At 72.8% G+C, this 23,703-nt stretch carries 17 protein-coding genes; 6 read left to right on the forward strand and 11 right to left on the reverse strand.

What is annotated here, in order from left to right:
• The first annotated feature begins 79 nt into the window (after positions 1–79).
• The 3 genes from ACZ6JS_RS28560 (at position 80) to ACZ6JS_RS28570 (ending at position 3,928) form a co-directional block, all read left to right on the forward strand.
• Complete coding sequence (locus ACZ6JS_RS28560; protein ID WP_469302123.1) at positions 80–1,315, forward strand: citrate synthase; 1,236 nt, start codon at positions 80–82, stop codon at positions 1,313–1,315.
• A gap of 298 nt (positions 1,316–1,613) precedes the next feature.
• A complete protein-coding gene (locus ACZ6JS_RS28565) occupies positions 1,614–3,230 on the forward strand; it encodes a sensor histidine kinase (RefSeq protein ID WP_469302124.1) in 1,617 nt (538 codons plus the stop codon).
• On the forward strand, positions 3,227–3,928 hold the full coding sequence (locus ACZ6JS_RS28570; RefSeq protein ID WP_469302126.1) for a DUF7342 family protein: 702 nt from the start codon (positions 3,227–3,229) through the stop codon (positions 3,926–3,928). The genes ACZ6JS_RS28565 and ACZ6JS_RS28570 overlap by 4 nt, the downstream gene beginning before the upstream one ends.
• Before the next feature lie 37 nt (positions 3,929–3,965).
• On the opposite strand, the gene ACZ6JS_RS28575 is transcribed toward ACZ6JS_RS28570, so the two are convergent.
• The 3 genes from ACZ6JS_RS28575 to ACZ6JS_RS28585 form a co-directional block, all read right to left on the reverse strand.
• Complete coding sequence (locus ACZ6JS_RS28575; RefSeq protein ID WP_469302128.1) at positions 3,966–5,558, reverse strand: solute symporter family protein; 1,593 nt, start codon at positions 5,556–5,558, stop codon at positions 3,966–3,968.
• A complete protein-coding gene (locus ACZ6JS_RS28580; protein WP_469302130.1) occupies positions 5,555–6,040 on the reverse strand; it encodes a DUF485 domain-containing protein in 486 nt (161 codons plus the stop codon). The genes ACZ6JS_RS28575 and ACZ6JS_RS28580 overlap by 4 nt, the downstream gene beginning before the upstream one ends.
• Positions 6,041–6,216: 176 nt before the next feature.
• On the reverse strand, positions 6,217–8,337 hold the full coding sequence (locus ACZ6JS_RS28585; protein WP_030838180.1) for a DNA gyrase/topoisomerase IV subunit B: 2,121 nt from the start codon (positions 8,335–8,337) through the stop codon (positions 6,217–6,219).
• Positions 8,338–8,784: 447 nt separating this feature from the next.
• On the opposite strand from ACZ6JS_RS28585, the gene ACZ6JS_RS28590 reads away from it, so the two are divergent.
• Positions 8,785–9,018, forward strand: coding sequence for a DUF7455 domain-containing protein (locus ACZ6JS_RS28590; RefSeq protein WP_030028922.1), 234 nt, complete (start codon positions 8,785–8,787; stop codon positions 9,016–9,018).
• 183 nt (positions 9,019–9,201) lie between these two features.
• Here ACZ6JS_RS28590 and ACZ6JS_RS28595 read toward each other — a convergent pair whose 3' ends face one another.
• The 7 genes from ACZ6JS_RS28595 to ACZ6JS_RS28625 all read right to left on the reverse strand — a co-directional run bounded on the left by ACZ6JS_RS28595 (position 9,202) and on the right by ACZ6JS_RS28625 (position 19,660).
• Positions 9,202–10,128: a serine protease gene (locus ACZ6JS_RS28595; RefSeq protein WP_469302131.1), complete on the reverse strand. Its 927-nt coding sequence runs from the start codon at positions 10,126–10,128 to the stop codon at positions 9,202–9,204.
• A gap of 136 nt (positions 10,129–10,264) precedes the next feature.
• A complete protein-coding gene (locus ACZ6JS_RS28600) occupies positions 10,265–11,845 on the reverse strand; it encodes an RNA polymerase sigma factor (RefSeq protein WP_469302133.1) in 1,581 nt (526 codons plus the stop codon).
• Between the two features lie 384 nt (positions 11,846–12,229).
• The gene (locus ACZ6JS_RS28605) at positions 12,230–13,171 is read right to left on the reverse strand and encodes a FadR/GntR family transcriptional regulator (protein WP_469302135.1); all 942 of its coding nucleotides are present in this window, start codon (positions 13,169–13,171) and stop codon (positions 12,230–12,232) included.
• Positions 13,172–13,308: 137 nt separating this feature from the next.
• Entirely contained in the window at positions 13,309–15,096 is a 1,788-nt protein-coding gene (locus tag ACZ6JS_RS28610; RefSeq protein WP_469302136.1) for an ATP-binding cassette domain-containing protein, read from the reverse strand.
• 188 nt (positions 15,097–15,284) lie between these two features.
• Positions 15,285–16,031, reverse strand: a complete 747-nt coding sequence (locus ACZ6JS_RS28615; RefSeq protein ID WP_469302138.1) for an NUDIX hydrolase — start codon at positions 16,029–16,031, stop codon at positions 15,285–15,287.
• A gap of 168 nt (positions 16,032–16,199) precedes the next feature.
• On the reverse strand, positions 16,200–18,182 hold the full coding sequence (locus ACZ6JS_RS28620) for a glycogen debranching N-terminal domain-containing protein (RefSeq protein WP_469302139.1): 1,983 nt from the start codon (positions 18,180–18,182) through the stop codon (positions 16,200–16,202).
• A 209-nt stretch (positions 18,183–18,391) separates the two neighbouring features.
• Positions 18,392–19,660 carry a DUF4192 domain-containing protein gene (locus tag ACZ6JS_RS28625; RefSeq protein WP_469302141.1) on the reverse strand — a complete coding sequence of 423 codons (1,269 nt, stop codon included), beginning with the start codon at positions 19,658–19,660 and terminating at the stop codon, positions 18,392–18,394.
• Between the two features lie 122 nt (positions 19,661–19,782).
• On the opposite strand from ACZ6JS_RS28625, the gene ACZ6JS_RS28630 reads away from it, so the two are divergent.
• Together ACZ6JS_RS28630 and ACZ6JS_RS28635 are read left to right on the forward strand one after the other, a co-directional pair.
• On the forward strand, positions 19,783–21,942 hold the full coding sequence (locus tag ACZ6JS_RS28630) for a RecQ family ATP-dependent DNA helicase (protein ID WP_469302142.1): 2,160 nt from the start codon (positions 19,783–19,785) through the stop codon (positions 21,940–21,942).
• A 215-nt stretch (positions 21,943–22,157) separates the two neighbouring features.
• Positions 22,158–22,787 carry a hypothetical protein gene (locus ACZ6JS_RS28635; protein ID WP_469302143.1) on the forward strand — a complete coding sequence of 210 codons (630 nt, stop codon included), beginning with the start codon at positions 22,158–22,160 and terminating at the stop codon, positions 22,785–22,787.
• Positions 22,788–23,032: 245 nt separating this feature from the next.
• On the opposite strand, the gene ACZ6JS_RS28640 is transcribed toward ACZ6JS_RS28635, so the two are convergent.
• Positions 23,033–23,671: a hypothetical protein gene (locus ACZ6JS_RS28640; RefSeq protein WP_469302144.1), complete on the reverse strand. Its 639-nt coding sequence runs from the start codon at positions 23,669–23,671 to the stop codon at positions 23,033–23,035.
• Positions 23,672–23,703: the final 32 nt, after the last annotated feature.

Here is a 23,703-nt window from a genome sequence, read left to right on the forward strand (position 1 = left end):
CACCGACCATCCATGATGGATTGAATCGCTGTCAATATTGATTGAATCAATACATCGCTCCCTCTGTAGGGTGTTCGCCATGAGTGACCAGACGGACGGCGGACGCAGGCTCAGCACGCAGGAGGCGGCGCGAGTACTCGGGGTGAAGCCGGCGACGGTCTACGCCTATGTCAGCCGGGGCCAGCTCGCCAGCCGCCGCGATCCCGCAGGGCGGGGCAGCACCTTCGACGCCGCCGAGGTGGAGGCGCTGGCCCGGCGCAGCCGGCGCGAAGCGGCGGCTGCGCCGGCCGGTGAACTCCCCGTCCGCACGGCGCTCACCCTCATCGAGCCCGACCGGTTCTACTTCCGGGGCGTCGACGCCGTGACCCTGGCCTCGCGGTACCGCTACGAGGAGGTCGCCGAGTGGCTCTGGACGGGGGCCCTCACCCGCGGCGCCCGGTTCACCGCTCCCGCGGAGATGCTGGAGGCGGCCCGGCAGGCGGTGGACGCGATGCCGGGGCACAGCGGCCCGATCGACCGGCTGCGGGTGGCGGCCGCCGCCGCCGCGGTGGCGGACCCGCTGCGCTTCGACCTGTCCGAGGAGACAGTGCTCGGCTCCGCGCGCTGCCTGATCCCGACACTGGTCGGCGCACTGCCCGCGGCAGGCACCGGGTGGGCCGGAGACGGCCGGATCGTCCGGCAGCTGTGGTCCCGACTGACGCCGCGGGAGCCGGACCCCGACGCGCTGGGCGTACTGGACCTGGCCCTGGCCCTGCTGGTCGACCACGACCTGGCAGCGTCCACGCTGGCCGTACGGGTGGCCGCGTCGGCGCGCGCGCATCCGTACGCGGCTGTGTCGGCGGGGCTCGGCGCGCTGGAAGGACCGCTGCACGGCGCGGCCGGCCGGCTCGCGCACCGGATGCTGGTGGAGGTCCTGGAGCAGGGCGGCGCCGCGCCGGTGGTCGCCGAGTACCTGCGCGCGGGACGCCCGGTTCCCGGCCTGGGCCATCGCCTCTACCAGGGCGAGGATCCACGGGCGGGGGCACTGTTCGCGCGGCTGGAAGGGCTGGAGCAAGCCACCCCCGCTCTGGCGGCGGCCCGCGAGGTTGCCGCGGTGACCGCCCGCCAGGGCGGTCTGCATGCCAACGTCGACCTGGCGCTGGCGGTCCTGACGGTCTCCTGCGGCATGGCCGCCGAGGCCGGGGAGACGGTCTTCGCGGTGGCCCGCACGGCCGGCTGGATCGCCCACGCGCTGGAGGAGTACCAGGAGCGACCGCTGCGGATGCGGCCGAGCGGCCAGTACCACGGCCCGCGCCCGCCCCAGCCGATGCCATAGCTCCTGTCCGGGCGGCGCAGCGGGCCGTCCCGCCGCTCCGCGGCGGCCTCGACCGGTGGTGACCGGGCGCCGCGACTCGCCACCGCCCACCGGGTCATCGCCCGGGCCGTGGCGAGAGCTGCGGAAGCCGTCCCATCCGCAGCGGTCCTGAGCGCCGCCCGGCACCGCACGGCCGCGCGGCGAGGCCTTCACCCGCAGTGACGCGTAGAACACGTTCCCGCGACGGCGGAAGTGGGGTACCCGACAAGCGGGGCGCACCTGTTCCGCTTGTGCCGGGGCCGACCTACCGTTGCTGCCCATGCGGTTCCCCCTCACGAGCGCTCGGCGCCTCGGGCTGCCCAGACGGGCGGTCTCGCAGATCCTGTTGACCCAGCTGGCCATCGCGGCCGGGGTCGTCGGGCTGGCCACGGGGCTGTTCCTCGCGCCGCTCAGCGCCCAGCTCGACGACCAGGCCATGCGCCGTGCCCTGGCCATCGCGCAGGCCGCCGCAGCCGATCCCGCGATCGCCGCGGGCCTCCTGGGGTCCGGAGCATCGGCGGACAGCCCGGTGCAGGCCTCGGCCGAGCGGATCCGCCGGGCGACGGGCGCCGAGTACGTCGTCGTCCTCGACCTGAACGGCATCCGCCGCTCGCACCCGAGCCCCGACCGGATCGGACTGCCCGTCTCCACCGACCCGAGCGACGCCCTGGCCGGCCGGGAGGTCATGGAGATCGACGACGGCACCCTGGGGCGCTCCGCACGCGGCAAGGTCCCGCTCGTCGCCGCCGAAGGCGAGATCGTCGGGGCGGTCTCGGTCGGCATCGCCTACGACAGCGTCCGCGCCCGACTGCTCGGAGCCATACCGGGCCTGCTCGCCTACGCCGGCGGCGCCCTGGCCGCGGGCGCCCTGGCCGCCTACCTCCTCTCCCGCAGAATCCAACGTCAGACCCGCGACCTGGCCTTCTCCGACATCGCCGGCCTGCTGGCGGAGCGCGAGGCCATGCTGCACTCCATCCGCGAAGGCGTGATCGCCCTCGCACCGGACGGCCGGGTCCGGCTGGTCAACGACGAGGCCGCCCGCCTACTGGGCCTCACCCCGGACTCCACCGGCACCTGCGCCGGTCGACCGCTGGACGCGATCCTCGGCGCCGGCCGCACCTCCGACGTACTGTCCGGCCGGGTGACGGGCCGGGACCTGCTCACCGTCCAGGGCCCCAGGGTCCTGGTCGCCAACCGCATGCCCACCGCGGACGGAGGCGCCGTCGCCACCCTCCGCGACCGCACCGAACTGGAACACCTGAGCCGCGAGCTCGACTCCACCCGCGGTCTCATCGACGCCCTGCGCGCCCAGGACCACGAACACGCCAACCGCCTCCACACGCTCCTCGGCCTGCTGGAACTGGGCCTGCACGAGGAGGCGGTGGAGTTCGTGACGGAAGTCGTCGGCGTGCACCGCACGACCGCCGAACAGGTCACCGAGAAGGTCCACGACCCGCTGCTGGCCGCCCTCCTCGTGGGCAAGGCCACCGTCGCCGCCGAGCGCGGCATCCCGTTGCGGCTGGCCGCCGCCACCCTCCTTCCCGACCGCCTGGTCGACCCGGGCGGGCTCGTCACGATCGTCGGCAACCTGGTGGACAACGCCCTGGACGCCGCCGCCGGCGGAGCGACACCCCTGGTCGAGGTGGAGCTGCGGGCGGAGGGCCGTACCGCCGTGCTGCGGGTGCGCGACAGCGGCCCCGGGGTGCCCGCCGCGCGACGCGAGGAGATCTTCACGGAGGGCTGGTCGACCAAGCAGCCCCGGGCCCACCGCGAGCGCGGGCTGGGCCTCGCCCTCGTGCGCCGCCTCGCGGAGCGGCAGGGTGGCAGCGCCCGGGCCGGTGAAGCAGCGGACGGAGGGGCGGAATTCTCCGTCGTACTTCCGGAGGCCCTGCGATGAACGAGACCCCGATCCACGTATTGGTCGTCGACGACGACATGCGTGTTGCCCGGATCAACGCGGCGTACGTGGCGAAGGTTCCCGGTTTCCACGTGATCGCGCAGGCCCACTCGGCCGCCGCGGCACTGGACTTCCTCTCCGCCCACCCGGTGGACCTGGTCCTCCTGGACCACTACCTCCCCGACGAGAACGGCCTGGACCTCGTCCGCCGCCTCCGCCAGCGCGGCGACCGAACCGATGTGATCATGGTCACCGCTGCCCGCGATCTCGCCACCGTGCAAGCCGCCATGCGCCTCGGAGCCCTGCAGTACCTGGTCAAACCGTTCACCTTCGCCGGGCTGCGCGCCCGGCTGGAGGCGTACGGTTCGCTGCGCCGCGCCCTGGACACGGGAGGTGAGGCCGAACAGGCCGAAGTGGACAGGATCTTCGGTGCCCTCGCCGGCGCGGCTTCCGTGAACGAGCTCCCGAAGGGCCACTCCCCCACCACGGCGGAGCTGATCCGCCGGGTACTGCGCTCCGCCGAAGGCCCCCTGTCCACCCAGCAGATCGCCGACCGCGCGGGCATCAGCCGCCAGACCGCCCAGCGTTATCTGAAGCTCCTCGAACGCTCCGGCCGCGTCTCCCTGGCCCTGCGCTACGGCGAGACCGGCCGCCCGGAGCACCGCTACGCCTGGCTCCCGCCGGAGGGGCCGCTCTGACGCCCGCGGCCCGCCCCCTCCGGTTCCGTTGCTCCGCTCAGACCGCTCCGGCGCCGGTCAGCGAGCGGACTTCCGTCTCCGCGTGCTTCGCCTCGTCCGGTTCATCGCCCGAGGTGACCGTCCCGAGCCACCCGGCCAGGAACCCCAACGGGATCGAGACGATCCCCGGGTTCTGCAGGGGGAACAACTGGAAGTCCACTCCGGGGAACAGCGACTCCGCGCTGCCCGACACCACGGGTGAGAACAGCACGAGCAGGACCGCCGGGACCAGGCCCCCGTACACCGACCAGACGGCTCCGCGGGTGGTGAAACCGCGCCAGAAGAGCGAATACATCAGCACCGGAAGGTTGGCCGAGGCCGCAACCGCGAAGGCCAGCCCCACCAGGAAGGCCACGTTGAGGTTCTGGGCGAGCAATCCGAGGGCGATGGCCACCGCCCCGATCCCCACGGCGGCGGCCCGGGCAACCGAGACCTCGCTGCGCTGCCTGGCGTGCCTGCGCTTGAGCGAGGCGTACAGGTCGTGGGCGACGGAGGCGGACGAGGCCAGGGTGATGCCGGCCACCACGGCCAGGATGGTGGCGAAGGCGATGGCGGCGACGAAGGCGAACAGCACCGCGCCCCCGGTGGTTTCGGCGCCTCCGCCGAGGAAGGCAGCGAGCAGCGGGACGGCCGTGTTCCCCGAGGCGTTGGAGGCCCTGACCTCGTCCGGTCCGACCAAGGCCGCCGCACCGAAGCCGAGGACGATGGTCATCAGGTAGAAGCTGCCGATCAGACCGATCGCCCACACCACGGAGCGGCGCGCCGCGCGGGCGGTGGGCACGGTGTAGAAGCGCGACAGGATGTGCGGCAGCCCTGCGGTTCCCAGAACCAGCGCGAGGCCGAGGCTGATGAAGTCGAAGCGGGCGGTCCAGTCCCCGCCGTACTTCAGTCCGGGGCTCAGGAACGCGAGTCCGTGCCCGCTGCGTTCGGCGGCGCTGGTGAGCAGCCGGTCGACATCGCCGTGGAAGCGCAGCAGCACGAGCACGGTCAGCGTGACCGCCCCGCCCATGAGCAGCACGGCCTTCACGATCTGGATCCAGGTCGTGGCCCGCATGCCGCCGAAGGAGACGTACACGACCATCAGGGCGCCCACCCCGATCACGGTGAGGGTCCGGGCAGCGGCGCTCGAGTTCCCGAGCAGCAGCCCGACCAGGCTGCCCGCGCCGACCATCTGCGCGACGAGGTAGAGCACGGAGACCACGACCGAGGAGGTACCCGCGGCGATGCGCACCGGGCGCTCGCTCATTCGGGCGGCGACGACGTCGGCGAGGGTGAAGCGCCCGCAGTTTCGGACCAGTTCAGCGACGAGGAACAGCACCACCAGCCAGGCGACGAGGAATCCCACCGAGTAGAGCAGGCCGTCGTAGCCGAAGAGGGCGATCAGACCGGAGATGCCGAGGAAGGAGGCGGCGGACATGTAGTCGCCCGCGATGGCGAAACCGTTCTCCATCGGGGAGAAGAGTCGCCCGCCGGCGTAGAACTCCTCGGCCGAACCGTGCCGGTTGCGGCTGACCCAGGTGGTGATGCCCAGGGTCACCGCGATGAAGAGGCTGAACAGCATCAGCGCCAGGGGCTGGTGCTCGGTGGTCACCGGCCCGCCCTCCTCGCCCGGTTCCGCTCCTGGCCGCGCTCCTGCTCGAAGACGGTCCAGCGCAGGTCGAGTGCGGCCCGGTCCCGGCGCAGCCGCGCATGCCGGGCGTAGGCCCAGGTGAGCAGGAAGGTACTGAGGAACTGGCCGAGGCCCGCGAGCATGGCCACGTTCACCGCACCCAGGACGGGCCGGGCCATCAGACCAGGCGCCGCCGTGGCGGCGACCACGTAGGCGACGTACCAGAGCAAGAACCCGGCGGTCGCGGGGACGACGAACCGGCGATAACGGCTGCGGACCTCCTGGAAGGCCGCGCTGCGCTGCACTTCCAGGTAGATGTCGGATGCGCCGGGCGCCGGGCGGCCGGCGGGGGCCGGCCGCGGCGGGGACGGTTCCGCGCCCTCGCCCCAGCCGACGGCCAGCGCGTCGTACCAGGGGTCGTCCAGCCGGATCGTTCCGGCATCACGACCTTCGTGCTTGTCCACCGAACTCTCCTTGTCCGCTGCCGCATTGGCCGCGTGCCCACAAGGATGTGCGGAATGGACGGTTTCCGGACTGGTGTACCGGTGCTCTTCACTCCAACAGGTGATGGAGTGAAGGGCACCGGTGGCCGGCGGCGCCCGCCCGTGGCAGGCACCGCCGGCCACCGGCGATCATCCGCTCAGGCGTCGATGCGCGAGCGGTCCAGCGTCGCCGCGGAGCTCGTGATGAACTCCTTGCGCGGAGCGACCTCGTTGCCCATGAGCAGGTCGAAGACCTGCTCGGCGGAGTCCAGGTCGCCGATGTTGATCCGCCGCAGGGTACGGAAGCGGGGGTCCATGGTCGTCTCCGCCAGCTGGTCCGCGTCCATCTCGCCCAGGCCCTTGTAGCGCTGGATCGAGTCCTTGTACCGGATGTTCTTGCGCTGGTACTCCAAAAGGGTCTGGCGCAGCTCGTTGTCCGAGTACGTGTAGACGTACTTGTCCTGGCCCTTCTTCGGCTGGACCAGTTCGATCCGGTGCAGCGGCGGGACGGCTGCGAAGACCCGGCCCGCCTCGACCATCGGCCGCATGTACCGCTGGAAGAGCGTGAGCAGCAGGCAGCGGATGTGCGCGCCGTCCACATCGGCGTCGACGAGCAGCACGATCTTGCCGTAGCGTGCCGCGTCGATGTCGAAGGTCCGGCCCGACCCGGCCCCTATGACCTGGATGATCGCCCCGCACTCGGCGTTCTTGAGCATGTCCGAGACCGAGGACTTCTGGACGTTGAGGATCTTGCCGCGGATCGGCAGGAGTGCCTGGAACTCGGAGTTCCGGGCGAGCTTCGCCGTACCGAGGGCGGAGTCCCCCTCGACGATGAAGAGCTCGCTGCGGTCCACGTCGTCGCTGCGGCAGTCGGCCAGCTTGGCAGGCAGGGAGGAGGTCTCCAGCGCGGTCTTGCGACGCTGAGCCTCCTTGTGCTGGCGGGCCGCGATCCGGGTCCGGGCGGCCGCGACGATCTTCTCCATCACGGCACGGGCCTGCTGCTTGTCGTCGCGCTTGGTGGAGGTCAGGAAAGCCTTGAGCTCCTTGGCGACCACGGCGGCGACCACCCGGGTGGCGGCGGAGGTGCCGAGCACCTCCTTGGTCTGCCCCTCGAACTGGGGTTCGGCAAGGCGGACGGTGACGACGGCCGTCATGCCCTCCATCGCGTCGTCCTTGACCACGTCGTCCTCGGCGACGCGCAGCAGCTTGGCCGAGCGCAGCACCTCGTTGACGGTCTTGGTCACGGAGCGTTCGAAGCCGGTGACGTGGGTGCCGCCCTTGGGGGTGGCGATGATGTTGACGAAGGACTTGACGTTGGTCTCGTAGCCCGTCCCCCAGCGCAGGGCGATGTCCACGCCGAGCTCGCGGGTGACCTCGGTGGGGGTCATGTGGCCGCGGTCGTCGAGGACCGGGACGGTCTCCTTGAAGGTCCCCGACCCGGTCAGCCGCAGCACGTCGCAGGCGGCCTTGTCCTGGGCGAGGTACTCGCAGAACTCGCTGATGCCGCCGTCGAAGCGGAAGGTCTCCTCGGTCTTGCCGGCCCCGTCGATGGCCCGCTCGTCGCGGACGACCAGGGTCAGGCCGGGGACCAGGAATGCCGTCTGGCGGGCGCGCTGGTAGAGCGTCTCCAGGTTGAGGCGGGCGTCCTTGAGGAAGATCTGGCGATCGGACCAGTAGCGGATCCGGGTGCCGGTCTTGCCCTTGGCGATGCGCTTGACCTTGCGCAGGCCGTTCGCCGGGTCGAAGGGGCTGTCGGGGCCCTGCTCGGTGAACATGCCGGGGACGCCGCGGCGGAAGCTGATGGCGTGCGTGGAGCTGCCCCGGTCGACCTCGACGTCCAGGCGGGCGGAGAGGGCGTTGACCACCGAGGCGCCGACGCCGTGCAGGCCGCCGGAGGCCGCGTAGGAGCCGCCGCCGAACTTTCCGCCCGCGTGCAGCTTGGTCATGACGACCTCGACGCCGGACAGCCCGGTCTTGGGCTCGACGTCCACGGGGATGCCGCGGCCGTTGTCCCTGACCTCGACGGAGGAGTCCTCGTGGAGGATCACCTCGATGTGGTCGCAGTAGCCGCCCAGGGCCTCGTCGACGGAATTGTCGATGATCTCCCACAGGCAGTGCATGAGGCCCCGGCTGTCGGTCGAGCCGATATACATGCCGGGACGCTTGCGGACGGCCTCCAGCCCTTCGAGGACGAGCAGGTGCCGCGCGGTGTAGTTGGAACCGTCCCGGTCTGCTCCGGACAGCAGCGCGCTGGAAGGCACGGACGTGTCGGCGGTCACGCAGTTCGCTCCTCGCTGAATTTCTTTTCTGGCCCTGTCGGGCGCAGGGGTGGCTCGGGTGCCCGTCGAAGGGTACCGAGGCCAGGTAGAGCCGATGCAACGCCACCCTCGCGCTTTCCTCAGCCTAGTCCAGATCCGCACGGATGTTCGATCCCCCGGGCGGGTGAAGGAAACATCACGTTCCCTTCCGCGCATGAACCATTTAGGGTTCGGGCACGTCCTCATGAACAACCTGGCACTCACGCCGGGGAGGATGGAACTGCAAGAAGCGCACGACTGACAACGCGAAACCGTAAAGCAACGCAATACGGCTCCTTCGCCGCCAACCGGCAACAGCCGGCCAGCTTCGGAAGGAAGTTTCGAGGAAAAGCCGCGAGCGGGAACGTTTTCGGCCTGGTTGGATGTTGACCCTGGTACGACAGCTCGTCGAGCTAGAGAAGAGGCGACGTGACTACTGTTCTGACACCCGCGACCCCGCTGACGGCCGCTGACCGATGCGACCGTTGCGGCGCCCAGGCATATCTGCGCGTCGTCCTGCTGAGCGGCGGTGAACTGCTCTTCTGCGCCCACCACGGTCGCAAGTTCGAGCCGGAACTCAAGAAGATCGCCGCGGAAATACAGGATGAGACCGAGCGGCTCACGTCCGCTCCGGCTGCCCACGCCGAACCCGAGGACCGCTGACACACAGGCCGAACCTCGCATCCGACGAGCCAGGACCGGCAAGGCCGGTCGACGGGCGGTACCCCTGAGACCCAGGGGTACCGCCCGTCCTCACATCCGCGGCCGCCCGCCCGCGCCAGGGACGGCGGTACTGGAGCTCCACGGGCGTGTCGCGCCGGTCGGCCGGTATGCCGCCCGACCGCGCTAGTCCGCCCGATGCCCCTGCACAGCCCCTGCTCGCACCTCGGAGCCCCTCCGGGACCCCGACGCGGCGTCTTGGCCCCCGCCCGGCTGTGCGGCCCTCTCCGGGGCCGTCACGAAGTCGGCCAGTGGGGCGATGCGCGTGTACACGCCGGGGCTGTCGGCGCGCCCGCAGCCGCGGCCCCACGAGACCAGACCGATGAGCCGCCCCTGCGCCACCAGAGGGCCCCCGCTGTCGCCCTGGCAGGCGTCCTTGCCACCCCGGCCGTCCCCTGCGCACACCATGGAGTCGGCCCGGTACTGTCCGTCCGCGTCCCCGGGATAGGCGCGCCCGCACACTTCGTCCGCGAGCACCGTCACGCGCGCGGCCCGCAGCACGTACGCGTAGTCACCGAAGCCGCTCGTGTCCCCCCAGCCGTACACGTCCGCCTCGGTGCCCGCCCCGTACGCGGGGTGGCCCTCCTCGGCCATGGGGAGCACGTGGTGCGCGGGAACGGCCTCCGCCAGCTCCAGCACGGCCAGGTCTCCGGCGTTGCTCTGGGGGTCGTAGTCGGGGTTCACGCGGGCCCCGCGCACCGCGATCTCTCGGCCGTCGGCCGCCCGGAGCTCCGTACGGCCGACGATCACCCTGAGGTCGGACACGGACTCGACGGGTCCGCCGAGTACCTGCCGGCCCAGGCAGTGCGCCGCGGTGACCACCCTGGTCGGCGCGACGACGACACCCCCGCAGAACTGCCCGTCCCGCGTACCTCCGAACCGGTCACGGCTGGCCAGGGCCACGACCCACGGGCTGTCGGCCACCTTCACCGGCTTCCCGCCGATCACCACGCTGTCCGCGGCCGCCTGAGGCATCTGGGCGAGCGGCGCCGCGGCCGCTCCCGCCGCCAGGGTCAGCGCGCCCGCCAGGACACGGGCAAAGGGACGACGCATGAGGCCTCCTGACTCCGAGTGTGCATGACTCCACCCAGAGTGGGATGCCCGGTGGCCGAGCGCACCCGCGCGGCCACCCTCCGCGCCCGCGTCGCCGGGCCTCGCAACCTTGCGCCGCCGAGGCCCGCCCGCCTGCTCAGTCCAGGTAGTCGCGCAGCACCTGGGAGCGGGACGGGTGACGCAGCTTCGACATGGTCTTCGACTCGATCTGGCGGATGCGCTCACGCGTGACCCCGTAGACCTTGCCGATCTCGTCGAGGGTCTTGGGCTGCCCGTCGGTCAGGCCGAAGCGCATGGAGACCACGCCGGCCTCGCGCTCGCTCAGGGTGTCGAGCACCGAGTGCAGCTGCTCCTGCAGGAGCGTGAAGCTCACGGCGTCGGCCGGGACGACGGCCTCGGAGTCCTCGATGAGGTCGCCGAACTCGCTGTCGCCGTCCTCGCCGAGGGGCGTGTGCAGGGAGATCGGCTCGCGCCCGTACTTCTGGACCTCGATGACCTTCTCGGGGGTCATGTCCAGTTCCTTGGCCAGCTCCTCCGGGGTGGGCTCGCGGCCCAGGTCCTGGAGCATCTGGCGCTGTACGCGGGCGAGCTTGTTGATGACCTCGACCATGTGCACGGGGATGCGGATGGTGCGGGCCTGGTCGGCCATGGCGCGCGTGATCGCCTGCCGGATCCACCACGTCGCGTAGGTGGAGAACTTGTAGCCCTTGGTGTAGTCGAACTTCTCGACCGCGCGGATGAGACCCAGGTTGCCCTCCTGGATCAGGTCCAGGAAGAGCATGCCGCGGCCCGTGTAGCGCTTGGCCAGGGAGACCACGAGGCGGAGGTTGGCTTCCAGCAGGTGGTTCTTCGCGCGGCGGCCGTCCTCGGCGATGATCTCCAGCTCGCGCTTGAGCTTGGGCGCCAGCTTGTCGGAGTTCGCCAGCTTGTCCTCGGCGAACAGCCCCGCCTCGATCCGCTTGGCGAGCTCGACCTCCTGCTCGGCGTTGAGGAGGGGGACCTTGCCGATCTGCTTGAGGTAGTCCTTGACCGGGTCGGCGGTGGCGCCCGCGACCACGACCTGCTGGGCCGGTGCGTCGTCCTCGTCGTCCGAGATGACGAAGCCCTTGTTCTCCCCGCCCTCGTCCTCTTCGTCGCCGTCGGCCTTGACCGCGTCGGGCCCCTCGTCCGGGGTCTCGTCCTCGCCGGCCTCGTCCGCGTCCTTCTTGGCCGCGGTCTTCTTGGCCGCGGTCTTCTTCGCGGCCGTCTTCTTGGCCGCGGTCTTCTTGGCTGCCGTCTTCTTCGCCGCCGCCTTCTTGGCGACGGGCTCCGCGGCCGCCTCCTCGGCGATCGCGTCCGGCGCCTGCGGGTCCACCGTCTCGGCCTCCGGAACCGCGGGGGCCGCGGGCTGCGCCGCTGTCGTCCTGGCCGTCGTCTTCCTGACGGGCTCGGTGGCCGTCCGCTTGGCCGGGCTCTTCGCTGCGACGCTCTTGCGGGTGGTGCGCTTGGGCGACTCCGCGGCACTGACCATCAGCGTCACACCCTCTTCCTCGAGGATCTGGTTGAGGCTGCGCAGAACATTCTTCCACTGGGTCGCAGGAATCTGGTCAGCCTCGAAGGCCCGACGCACGTCATCGCCGGCGATCTGCCCCTCGGCCTTGCCCCGCTCGATGAGCGCCATCACAGACTCGGAATCGGCGATCTCCGGCGGGAGCGTACGGGATGTGCTGGCCGACACGAACAACCTCTCGGAACGATGGAAACGGCTTCCGACCCCGGGCCTGGTGGTGCTGGACCGGAGCCGACGACCACCGACCGGGGATGGGCCGGCGGCGCGGGCAGGGGCCGGGGAGCTGCACAGCACCCCCAAGGGCTGCTGTCTTCCCTCCGTCGGCCATCACCTCTTAAGTCATCGCGCGACCTCGCGGAGCGTTACGCCCAATCTTCGTGGCCCGAGTCACACCCCGTATCCCAGGATGCCGGTCATACGGTCACACCCCTCGGTTCCGGGAGGGCCGCGGCGGCTGCGGAGAGCTCCGGAACGGGGACGCGGTCCGCACGCGGGTGTCGCCGGGCCCGGCCGGGCCCGGCGACGTGTCGTACACCCCCGCACGCCGGCCCGTCAGTGCTCGCGCGGGGCGGGAACCACGCGCTCGACCTCCGGATGAACCGTCAGGAGCTGGCGCATCGCGTTCTCGGCGCCCACGGCGTCGCCCGCGGCGAGGGCCTCGACCATCCGTGCGTGGTGCGCGACGCAGGTCTCGCTCGGGCGGTCGCACGAGGTCATCGGGCTGCCGGAGACCTGGAGGGCGGCGGAGACGATGCCGGAGAGGTGCTCCAGCATGCGGTTCCCGGCGACCTGGATGAGGAGTGCGTGGAACTCGTTGTCGGCGCGCGCGAAGGTGATCGAGTCGCCCTGGCCGAGGGCGTGGCCCATGATCTCGACCATGTCGGCCAGGCGCTGCTGGATGTCCGGGCGGCCGTGGCCGGCGGCGAGGCGGGCGGCGAGCGGCTCGATCGTCCAGCGGAGCTCGCCGAGCTCGCGGCGCTGGTCGTCGCGCTGGGGCCCGAAGGCCCGCCACTCGATGATGTCGGGGTCGAGCAGGTTCCAGTCGGCGACGGGCCGGACCCGGGTGCCGACGTTGGGGCGGGCGCTGACGAGGCCCTTGGCCTCGAGGACCCGCAGCGATTCGCGGACCACCGTGCGGGAGACCTCGAAGCGCTGGCCGATCTCCTCGGGGACCAGGGGGCGGTCCGCGCCGAGGTCGCCGGAGACGATCATCTGGCCGAGCTGCTGGACGAGTTGGCCGTGCAGTCCGCGGCCGCGGCTGCCTGCCGCGCGGCGGCCCACGCGGCTCAACTCGACGTCGGCGCCGTCCCAGTGGGGTGCTCCGACGCGGTCGGACCCGGGGGCCTCCGCGTAGGGGTAGCGGTCGAGTTCGCCCGCGCCGGCGAGGCCGGATTCGGCATGGCGGGCGGCGGTCATCATGGTGTGCGCAAGGGTACTCACGAATCCTTTGTCGGTCGTGCCTCCATGACCCTTGAGGTCTTTGGTGAAAAGCACACGAAAGGGTGATCGGTGCCACCTACGCAATTGACGACTTATCGTAAGAAACCGGGCCTATTGCGAGGAGTTGCGGTCTGCTTGACGCGACATGGGCTGCAATGGTCCCGTCCGGGACCGCTCCGGCAACGGAACGGTCACCAACGGACCCTGCTGCGCAGTCCGGTGAACCCATAGGCGCACAACAGGACCATCAGCGACAACACCAGTGCGGTGGCGACGGGTTGGGTCATCACCCGCAGGGCCGCCACCAGCAGCCGGTCCGCCTCGGGCGGCCACTGCACCCAGGACAGGCCGCGCAGCCTGGGCCCCAGTCCGGTCACCGGGTACGCGGACGAGCCTTCCAGCGCCTTGCGCACCAGCGGAACGACGCCCACGGGTACGGCGAGCACCGCCGCCAGTCCCGCGGTCGCGGACCGGAAGACACCGGAGGCCAGGACGCCGGCCCAGGCGCAGCCGACCAGCAGGCCGGCCCAACTCGCCGCCGGGGAAAGCCATTCCGCCGGGACGCGCAAGGGTCCGCTGTCGAAGACGAGCGCCAGGGACGCGGCGTCGGCCGTCACGACCAGGGCACCCAGCAGGAGAGCGAGGGCGGCGCAGACGCCGAGTTTCGCGGTGAGCAGTCCCAGCCGGCGGGGCACGGTGCCCCGGTCGGCGGCGAGGGCGGGGTAGCGGTACTCCTCGCCGAAGGCCAGTGCGCCGAGCAGTCCCGCGCCCAGGGCGGCGGGCGGCAGCGGCAGCAACTCCGGCCAGGCGGCGAGCAGCCGGCTCTGCGGGGTCTGACCGGCCCGGGCGAGCACGAGGGCGGTGAGGACGGAGACCACGACGACGAGGGCGACGGTGAGGACGGGGGTGGCGGTGCCGAAGACGCGGAGCAGCTCGTAGCGCAGTGGCCGCAGGGGCCCGCCCACGCGCCGTACGGCCGAGGCCGGGGGCTGGGAGCGGGCGCGCCGGCCAGTGCCGCCGGAGTCCTCGGCGGGCTCATGTGCGGCGCCGGCGGCGACCGGGGTGGCGGCCGCGGCGCGGGCGTTCGGGACCGGCGCCGTCGCCGCGCCGGCGTCACCGGTCTCGTCGGCGAGCTGGTGGACCAGTACGCCGTGGCGGAACGCCGCCTCGCCGACCTCGGCGCAGTTGCTGCCGTACACCGACAGCCGGCTGCCGCTCTCCTCGACGATCTCCACGGCGCGCTGTGCCGCGCGGGCTTCCCGTCCCAGTACGTCGGCCAGCCGGGCGGCGTGCGGGGTGCGCACGGCGACCCGCGGCCGCAGCCGGGTCCGCGCGAACTCCGCGGCCTCCTGGTCGGCTACGAGGCGGCCCGCCTCGATGCTGACGACCCGGTCGGCGCTCCGGGCCGCCTCCTTGGCGTCGGCCGTGGTGAAGAGCACGGCTCCCCCGAGGGAGGCGTGGCCGCGCAGCAGCCCGTGCAGCCAGCTGCGTTCTCGGGGGGAGAGCCCTGCGGCGGGCTCGTCGAGGAGCAGGGTGCAGGGATCGCCGAGCAGTGCCGAGGCCAGGGCGACCCTGCGCTCCATGCCGAGCGACAGCGAGCCGAGGCGTTGGTCCCGCAGGCCTGCGATTCCGACGACCTCGAGCATGGTGTCGGCCCGGGAGGCCGGCACACCGGCCGCGGCGCAGAGCATCCGCAGCTGGTTGCGGACGGTCCGTGCGGGATTGCCGGGGACGTCTCCGAGCACCACTCCGACCTCACGGCCGGGGTGCGGGATCCGGTGCAGCGGCCGACCGCGGAAGTAGGTGACGCCGCGGCCCGGTTCGAGTTCGAGCATGAGCCGCAGGGCGGTGGTCTTGCCCGAACCCGGCTCGCCGAGCAGGGCGGTCACATGCCCCGGGCGGGCCTCGAAGGTGAGGTCGTCCACAACGGGCGGGGCGTCGGAACGTGGTTTGCTGGTGAGTCCGATGGCCTGGAGCATCGCTTCCCTCGCGGGGTGTGAGACCGCTTTGCGGCAGCGTGGGTACCGCAAGCAAGGTAACGCGATATGTCCGATTTTCGGCGCAACCGGTCCGATGGAATGCCGATCGTTCGGTAGGGCCCCTCCCCATCCGGCAGCCCGGTGCGGTCCTCGGTGGGTGCAGCACCCGCGGCACGTGTGCCGCGGCGTCAGACCTCCGGGCGCAGCATCGGCGGATTGAGCAGCGTCGCCCCACCCGCGCGGAACAGCTGCGCCGGGCGGCCGCCCTGACGGGTCGTGGTTCCGCCGGCCGGGACCAGGAACCCGGGGGTACCGGTGACCTTGCGGTGGAAGTTGCGCGGGTCCAGTGCCACCCCCCACACGGCTTCGTACACCCGGCGCAGCTCCCCGACGGTGAACTCGGGCGGGCAGAAGGCCGTGGCCAGCGAGGAGTACTCGATCTTCGAGCGGGCCCGCTCCACTCCGTCGGCGAGGATCTGCGCGTGGTCGAATGCGAGCCCGGCGGAGCTTTCGCCGCCGACGGCCAGCAGCTCGTCGACGGGGGCCCAGCGCGCACTGTTGGCGTCACCGCCGGCCCGGGGCGCGGGGAGGTCCGGAGCCAGCACCAGATGCGCCACGCTGACGACCCGCATCCGCGGGTCCCGCTTCGGGTCGCCGTAGGTGGCCAGCTGTTCGAGGTGTGCCCCGTTGCCCGCACCCGGCATGGCGGGGTCGTGCGCGCACAGCCCGGTTTCCTCGGAGAGCTCTCTGGCGGCGGCCGCCGCCAGGTCCTCGTCCCCTCGGACGAATCCGCCGGGCAGCGCCCAGCGCCCCTGGAACGGCTGCTCACCCCGCCGGACGACCAGCGCGCAGAGCGCGTGGCGCCGCACGGTGAGCACGACCAGGTCGACGGTGACTGCGAAGGGCGGATAGGCCGACGGGTCGTAGGGCGACATGCCGCGATCATAGTCGTCTGCCTGACGATAAACAGCGCTTTGGTGACCTTGGAGCCGATGGCCCGCCGGCCGGCGCGTACGCCCGGGGGGCGCCGCCCGCGAAGTGCGGCGACCGTGAGCCCGAGTCGCACCGTCACGGCTCGTACAAGTCCGTGGCCGCCGCCCGGCTCAGCCTCGCAGTTGGAGCGCATCCGCGGCCTCCTCCACCATGCCGAGGCCGAGCCGGCTGACGCGAACGGCGAAGGGTTCGCCCGCCACCCGCAGGCCGGCGAGCCGGATGGCACCGAGGGGAGCGCCGGAAAGGGGGACGAGGGTGACGGTGCCCGCGGGGCCGTCGGGGCGGATACCGGCGAGAGCGGTCAGCACGTGGACCCCTGCGGCCGCCGCCACTGCGGCGGGGCGGCAGGCCGCCGGGTGCGGGAGGGGGACGCTGCCCGCGGTCCGCTGCTCGGCGGCGAACATCTCCGGCAGCCGGTACCCGAAGGATTCCGCCGCGTCCAGGAGGCCTCTGAGCAGTCCTGCCGCCTCCTTCTCGAAGCCCGCCGCGGCCAGGCCGGAGACGGCCACGGCGCTCTCGTGCGCCCTTACCGCACCCGACCGGTGGCCGAAGGGGTTGTGTCCCGGTTCTTTGAGGGCCATGCTCCGCAGCCCCCATCCGCAGTCCATGGCGGGGGCTCCGAGCAGCCGGGCCAGCTGCTCGGTGCGGATCCGGTCGAGGAGCCCGGGAGCCAGCCGGCCGCCCCCGAGCAGGCCGGTGTCGAGCAGATGGGCGGTGGCTCCGGTCAGCCGTGGCAGTGGCCGCCCGTCGGGATGCAGGGCCGAAGCCGGACGGCCGCCGTCCGGGCCGTCGATCCAGAACCTCTCCCGGAACCGCTCCCGCAGCGCGGCCGCACGCTCCCTCCACTCCTGCGCTCCGGGTCGTCCGCATCCGGAGAGGAGGTCCGCGCCGAGCACGGCGGCCCGGTGGGCGTGAGCCTGGGTCTCGCAGCGCCGCGGTCCGGGGTCGGGATCGGCCAGGAAACCGTCCTTTCCGAGGGCGCCGCGCAGCCAGTCGAGGCATCGCTCGGCGGCCGGGAGCAGCCGGGCGACCTCCTCCTCCGGCATGCCCCAGAGGCGTGCTTCGGCGAGTACCGCCGGGAAGGCGAGGGTCGCCTCGGTGCCGGTGCACGCGGGCGGCAGCTGTGGGCCGGCTCCGCGCAGTGGCCCCGGGATCTTTCCGCCCCCGCCCCCCTCGGCCTGTGTCCGGGCGAGGATGCGCAGCGTGGCGGCGGCGAGCCCGGTCCCCAGCGGCAGTGCCATACGGGCGGCCCAGAGCGATTCCGCCGGTGCCAGGCCCAGCCGCCAGGGCGCCCCCGCCGCCGCGAAGGCGTCACCCGGCTCCTCGTGGTCTCGCGAGAGCAGCGCGCCCAGATCCTCGACGCTGGTGCGGAACCATGCCTCGGCCCTCGGGTCGTCCCCTTCGGCCCGGGCGTCGGCCAGCGGGTTCGCCACCTGGCCGGCGGGTGCCCGTTCCACCCGGTCGTGGGTGGTCCGCAGCTCGATGGTGCGGGTTTCGCCGGGACCCAGTTCGAACTGCCAGCGCAGGAGCCCGGCCGAGGCCACGGCGTCGTCGGGCGGTGGCTCGGCCGCGGTGACTGCTTGTGCTCCGCCGGTGCTCCAGCGCAGGCCGGCTGCGTGCACGCCGGCCGGCAGCTCCGGGCCGGCCCGGCCGGCGGCCACTGCTGCCAGTTCCGCCAGGTCGGTGCCGAGCAGCACCTCGACGGGGATGCGCAGCGGCCTGCCGCTGAAGCTGCGCAGGGTGATCCGCTCGGTGCCGTCGGCGTTGCGGACGCGTTCCACCCCGATGTCCGGGTCGGGCCCGGGTTCGGCGCCGGTGCGCACGGTCGCGGTGAAGGCCGCCCGGTCGGCGCCCAGCCTGCGTCCCTGGACGGCGACCGGGTCACGGCCGCCGACGCGCAGCACGCACCGGGAGAGCAGCCTGCGTCCCGAGCGGTAGATCCCGTCGATCCCTCGCCCGGTCAGCTGGCCGTGTTCCGGCGAGATGACCAGACAGGGCGCGGCGACGCAGATGACGGCGCCGTGCACGGGCGGCAGCTCCGGCCTGCGGGCGGCGGGCACGCCGGTCGGGCGGGGAGGTGCGGGGTGAGACATGTGTCGCCTTGTCTGCGCTCCGGTGGGTTCAGCTGGGCGGCGGCGCCGCCGGGGCGGCACCTCCCCCCAGCTGAACGCCCCCGCCCCCGCCCGGGTCACGCGCCGTGGCTCCGGCCGGGCGCGGCGGGGAGGGAACCAGCTGCGCAGGCCCGGGGTGGAGGCGCCGCGGAGCAACCGCACGGGGCGGCCGTACGACAGCCGGCGCGCGCTCACTGCCCGCTCCCCGCGGTGCGGCGCGGTCCGCGGCGCGGCGCCGTGCGGCCCCGTCGGCCGGGCGGCCGGGTGGAGGCGGAGGAGGACCGGCTGCGCCTGGGTTCCCTGCGGCGACGCTCCTCCCTGAGGCACTGCCGCAGGCCTTCGGGGTCGATTCCCTCGTTGCAGGCGAGGTGGAGCAGCCGGGCGAAACGGTATTCGGCGTCGGCGCGCAGGGCCAGGCCGAGGGCGATCCGGGCGGTCGGCTCGTCTCCGGTGGACCAGGAGACCCAGCCGGCCAGGGTGAGGGGGGCCGCGGCGTGCTCGCCGTAGGCGCCGACGCAGCGGCGGGCCAGTGCCCGCCACAGGCGTAGGGCGGGCGCCGCCTCCTCGCCCTCCATCCACTCGGCCGCGACGTCCCGTACTTCGCGGTCCTGGAGGCCGAGGATCAGGGAGGCTGCCTCGTCGTGGCCGAGCAGCGCGTCGTCCCAGTCGTCGCCCAGGGCGCCGCTCTCGACGGGCGGTGCGAGGGTCATGCGCCGCATCAGGGCCTGCGCGAGGGTGATGGTCTCGGCGCCCACCTCTTCCCGGGTGGCGCCGTGGAGCATCCTCGGCATCAGGGCGGCGGCCGCCCGGTCCAGGGCCCGCTCGGTCTCCTGCGCCACGGCCCCGCGCAGCGGGGCCAGCCTGCCCTCGATCTCTTCGAGGGAGCCACGGATCTGGAGCCCCGCGAAGGTCGCGGCCGCGGCCATCACCGATGTGCCGACCGGGGTCAGCGGGCTGCCCTCGGCGGGGCAGCACCGCTCGTCGGGGCAGACATAGGACCAGAAGCGGCCCGCCGACAGGCACAGGGCCTCCAGGACCGGCACATCCAATGCGCCGCAGGCCAGCCGGATCCGCTGGGCGAACGGGCGCAGCCGGGTCATCACCCCCTTGGCGCTCTCCTCCCCGCGCGGCTCCTGGCAGAGGTAGACGACGATGCCGTCTGGCTTGACTCCGCGGCGTTCGCTGCCCCGGATGAGGCAGTCCGCGACCTGTCGGGCGGTGTCCTCCCATTCGGCGGGAGCGGTGGGGATGCCAACGCGGAGCCGGCCCCCGAAGCGTCCGCCCTCGCCGTGGACGGCGACCATGACCAGGGAGTCGGACGGATGGAAGCCGAGCATGTAGGGCAGCGCATCGGCCAGTTCTGCCGGGCTGCGCAGGGTGATCTGGGGGTCGTTGGCGGCTCCGGCCGGGCTGATGAAGGACCGGTCGGACGGGCGGCGCGATTCGCTGCTGTTCGTCATGCCACGAAGGTCCCGTGCACGCCCCGATCCCGAAAGCCCTGTGGATAAGTGTTGACGCTTCAACTTCCACATGGATCGGGCAGCATTGGCGCGATGTCGGAGGCATCGGGTTGCATGGGGGCATGAACGCAGACCTGAGGTCCTCGGCCGACTCCGTACTCGCCCGCCTCGTGGGGGACCCCACGGGCACCGCCCGGCTGCGCGAGGACCAGTGGCTCGCGATCGAGGCCCTCGTCGCCCACAAGCGGCGGGCGCTCGTGGTCCAGCGCACGGGCTGGGGCAAGTCCGCCGTGTACTTCGTCGCGACCTCGCTGCTGCGGGCGGCGGGCGCCGGCCCGACCGTGATCGTCTCGCCCCTCCTCGCGCTGATGCGCAATCAGGTCGAGGCCGCGGCCCGGGCGGGGATCCGCGCCCGCACCATCAACTCCGCCAACCCCGAGGAGTGGGAGGGGATCCAGGCCGAGGTCGCGACGGGCGAGGTCGATGTCCTTCTGGTGAGCCCGGAGCGGCTCAACAACCCGGATTTCCGCGACCAGGTGCTGCCCAAGCTGTCGGCTGCCACCGGCCTGCTCGTGGTGGACGAGGCGCACTGCATCTCCGACTGGGGGCACGACTTCCGGCCCGACTACCGCCGGCTGCGCACCATGCTGGCCGACCTCCCGCCGGGCGTTCCGGTCCTCGCCACGACCGCCACGGCCAACGCCCGCGTGACCGCCGACGTCGCCGAGCAGCTGGGCACCGGAGCCGGCACGGACGCGCTGGTACTGCGCGGCCCACTGGACCGCGAGAGCCTCAGCCTGGCGGTCCTGGCCCTGCCCGACGCGGCGCACCGGCTGGCCTGGCTCGCGGACCACCTCGGCGAACTGCCCGGGTCCGGGATCATCTACACGCTGACGGTGGCGGCGGCCGAGGAGGTCACCGCGTACCTGCGCCACCGCGGGCACACCGTGTCCTCGTACACCGGCAAGACGGAGAACGCGGACCGCCAGCAGGCCGAGGACGACCTGCAGGCGAACCGGGTCAAGGCGCTGGTCGCCACCTCCGCCCTCGGGATGGGTTTCGACAAACCCGACCTGGGCTTCGTGGTGCACCTGGGCTCTCCCTCCTCACCGATCGCCTACTACCAGCAGGTCGGCCGCGCGGGCCGTGGCGTGGAGCACGCGGAGGTCCTGTTGCTGCCCGGCCGGGAGGACGAGGCGATCTGGCAGTACTTCGCGTCGGTCGCCTTCCCGCCGGAGGAGCAGGTACGCCGCACCCTCGACGTGTTGGCCCGGGCGGGGCGCCCGATGTCGTTGCCCGCCCTGGAGCCGTTGGTCGACCTGCGCCGCACCCGGCTGGAGACGATGCTCAAGGTCCTCGACGTCGACGGCGCCGTGCACCGTGTCAAGGGCGGCTGGACCTCGACGGGTGAGCCGTGGGCCTACGACGCCGAGCGCTACGCCTGGGTGGCGCGCCAGCGGGCTGCCGAGCAGCAGGCCATGCGCGACTACGCGGCGACTTCGGGATGCCGGATGGAGTTCCTGCGCCGGCAGCTCGACGACGAGGAGGCCGCGCCCTGCGGCCGCTGCGACAACTGCGCCGGGGCCCGGTTTGTTGCCGAGGTCTCCACCACCGCGCTGGACACCGCGCGCGGCGAGTTGGGCCGTCCCGGTGTGGAGTTGGAACCGCGCAAGATGTGGCCGACCGGGCTCGCCGCGGTCGGCGTCGACCTCAAGGGGCGCATCCCCGCCGGGGAGCAGGCCTCGACGGGCCGGGCCCTGGGTCGGCTGTCCGACATCGGCTGGGGCAACCGGCTGCGCCCGATGCTCGCACCGCAGGCTCCCGACCAGCCGGTTCCGGACGACGTCACGCAGGCCGTGGTCGCGGTGCTCGCCGACTGGGCGCGGGGCCCCGGCGGTTGGGCCTCCGGCGCCCCTGACGCACCGGCACGTCCGGTGGGTGTGGTTGCGCTGCCCTCGCGCGGCCGTCCCCAGCTGGTCGGTTCGCTGGCCGCACGGATCGCCGAGGTCGGCCGGATGCCCCTGCTCGGCACGCTCGCCTACACCGATCAAATCCGGGAGTTCGGGCTGGCGTCCTCCAACAGCGCCCAGCGGGTCCGCGGTCTCCACCAAGCCCTGACGGTCCCGCAGGAGCTGGCGGCGGCCCTGGCGGAGAGCCCCGGCCCGGTGCTCCTCGTGGACGACCGCGCGGAGAGCGGATGGACACTCGCGGTGGCCGCCCGACTCCTGCGACGCGCAGGCGCAAAGGAGGTGTTCCCGCTGGTGCTGGCGCTCCAGGGGTGACCCGATGCGTCATTCTCGGCGTGGCGGGGCAAGGATATGAACGGCATACCGGCGAATTCCGGTCGGCGTCGTCAATTGCTCGTTGCCGCATGCTCGGAAGCCACGCGAGAATTGGAGTGCTCCCGCTCGGCTCCTCGGCACCCTCCTGGGCCGCGCTGCGGCGCGCCCTGACTCCAGCCGTGCCCGTCCGCGGGCGTGTACCCGAAGGGAGGAACGTGACCTTCGGATTCACGCCGCCTTCGACCTCGTCTCTGGCAACGGCCACCGGCGGCGCGAGCCGGCACGGCAGGCTGCTGGAACCGTCCGAGTGGATGTCGGCGGGCATTCCCCTGCTGCGCAATCCGCGCGAGGTCGTCAGCGGGCTGCACTCCCGGCACAGTCCGGTGCCCTCGACCGCGGTGATCGCCGTCCTCGGCCCGGAGGAACAGCTCGTGGCGAGCGCTTCCTTCGTGCAGCGCTCGGCGTCGGCCGACGGCTGGGAGTACCGCAACGCCCTGCTGTCCCGGCTGCGCCGTGTCCTCCCGCACGACCTGCGGCGACGGACCCCGGTACGGACGGCGGTCCTGCTCTACTGCCGCGAGGGCGACGAGCGGTGGACCCCGGAGGACGGGGCGTGGATGTGGGGGCTGCGGGACGCCTGCACCCTGCACGGACTGCGCTGCGGCGCGTACATCACGCTGACCCGCGACGGCTGGCAGGTGCTGGGCGAAGGCCGTGGTGGCCGACGGCCCAGCTCGGACTCGCGGCCGCAGCGGCTCGGCGACGCCGTGGCCGAGTTCGCTCCGCTCGCCCTGCACACCGGCGGCGGCGCGGTCGAGGCCCTGCGCCGGACCGCCGCACGCTGAGGCCGCAACGGCGCCCGGCCCCGGTCGTCACCTCGTACACGACGCGGAGCCTGTTCGCGGTCAGGCCTCACGGCCGTACACCCGGGACCGGGCGTACGGCGGATCAGGCCTCGGCCACCCGCGCGGTCGTCGGCTCGGGCCGCGGCCCGCACCTGCGACCGGGTCCGGTCCGGGTCTCGGCCCGGGCTTCAGCGGGGCCGGCTCAGCGCCCGCCCCGCCCCTCGCCCGTGCCGGGATAAAGGGCGTCAGACGCCCGCACCCAGAACGGAGTTGATCTGCTGCGGGTCACCGCACACGATCAGCAGCGCACCCGCCCGGGTGGCCGCGACCGGCAGGGATCCCGCGACGGTGTCGACCGGACCGCCATTGACCGCGAAGACCACGACGGGACGGCCGGCGGCGCGCCCGACCTGCGACGCGTCCGCGTAGAAGACGTCGTCCCCGGCGTCGTGCAGGGCCCAGTACGCGGCCTCGCCGAAGGACAGCTCGTGAGCGGCCCACGGGTGCGGGTCGCCGGTGGTGAGCACCAGGATGTCGCCGGGCGCGCGCCCGGTGTCGAGCAGCAGGTCCACGGCCTCTTCGGCCGCGTCCAGCGCGCCCTCGGCGGACGCCGGGATCAGCTGGATCTGCGGCACCGCCGCGGAGACGGACGGTGCGGTGGGGGCAGGGGCTGCGGGAACGGGTCCGGGAGCGGCCTGCGCCGCGCGCTGCGCGGGGGGTGCGGGCCGGGCGGGACCGGGGCGACCGGGCCGCGGGACTGCGGCGGGACGCGGACCAGGTACGGGGCGGGGGGTCTGCGCGGTGCGGCTCGCGGCCGGCGTGACGCGGGGACCCTGGGCACTCTCGTGAATCTGAGGCTCCTCGATGGCGGGGGTGAGAGGCATGCGTTGATATCTATCAAACACCGGTACGAAAC

Source organism: Streptomyces sp. NPDC046349 (assembly GCF_055587885.1).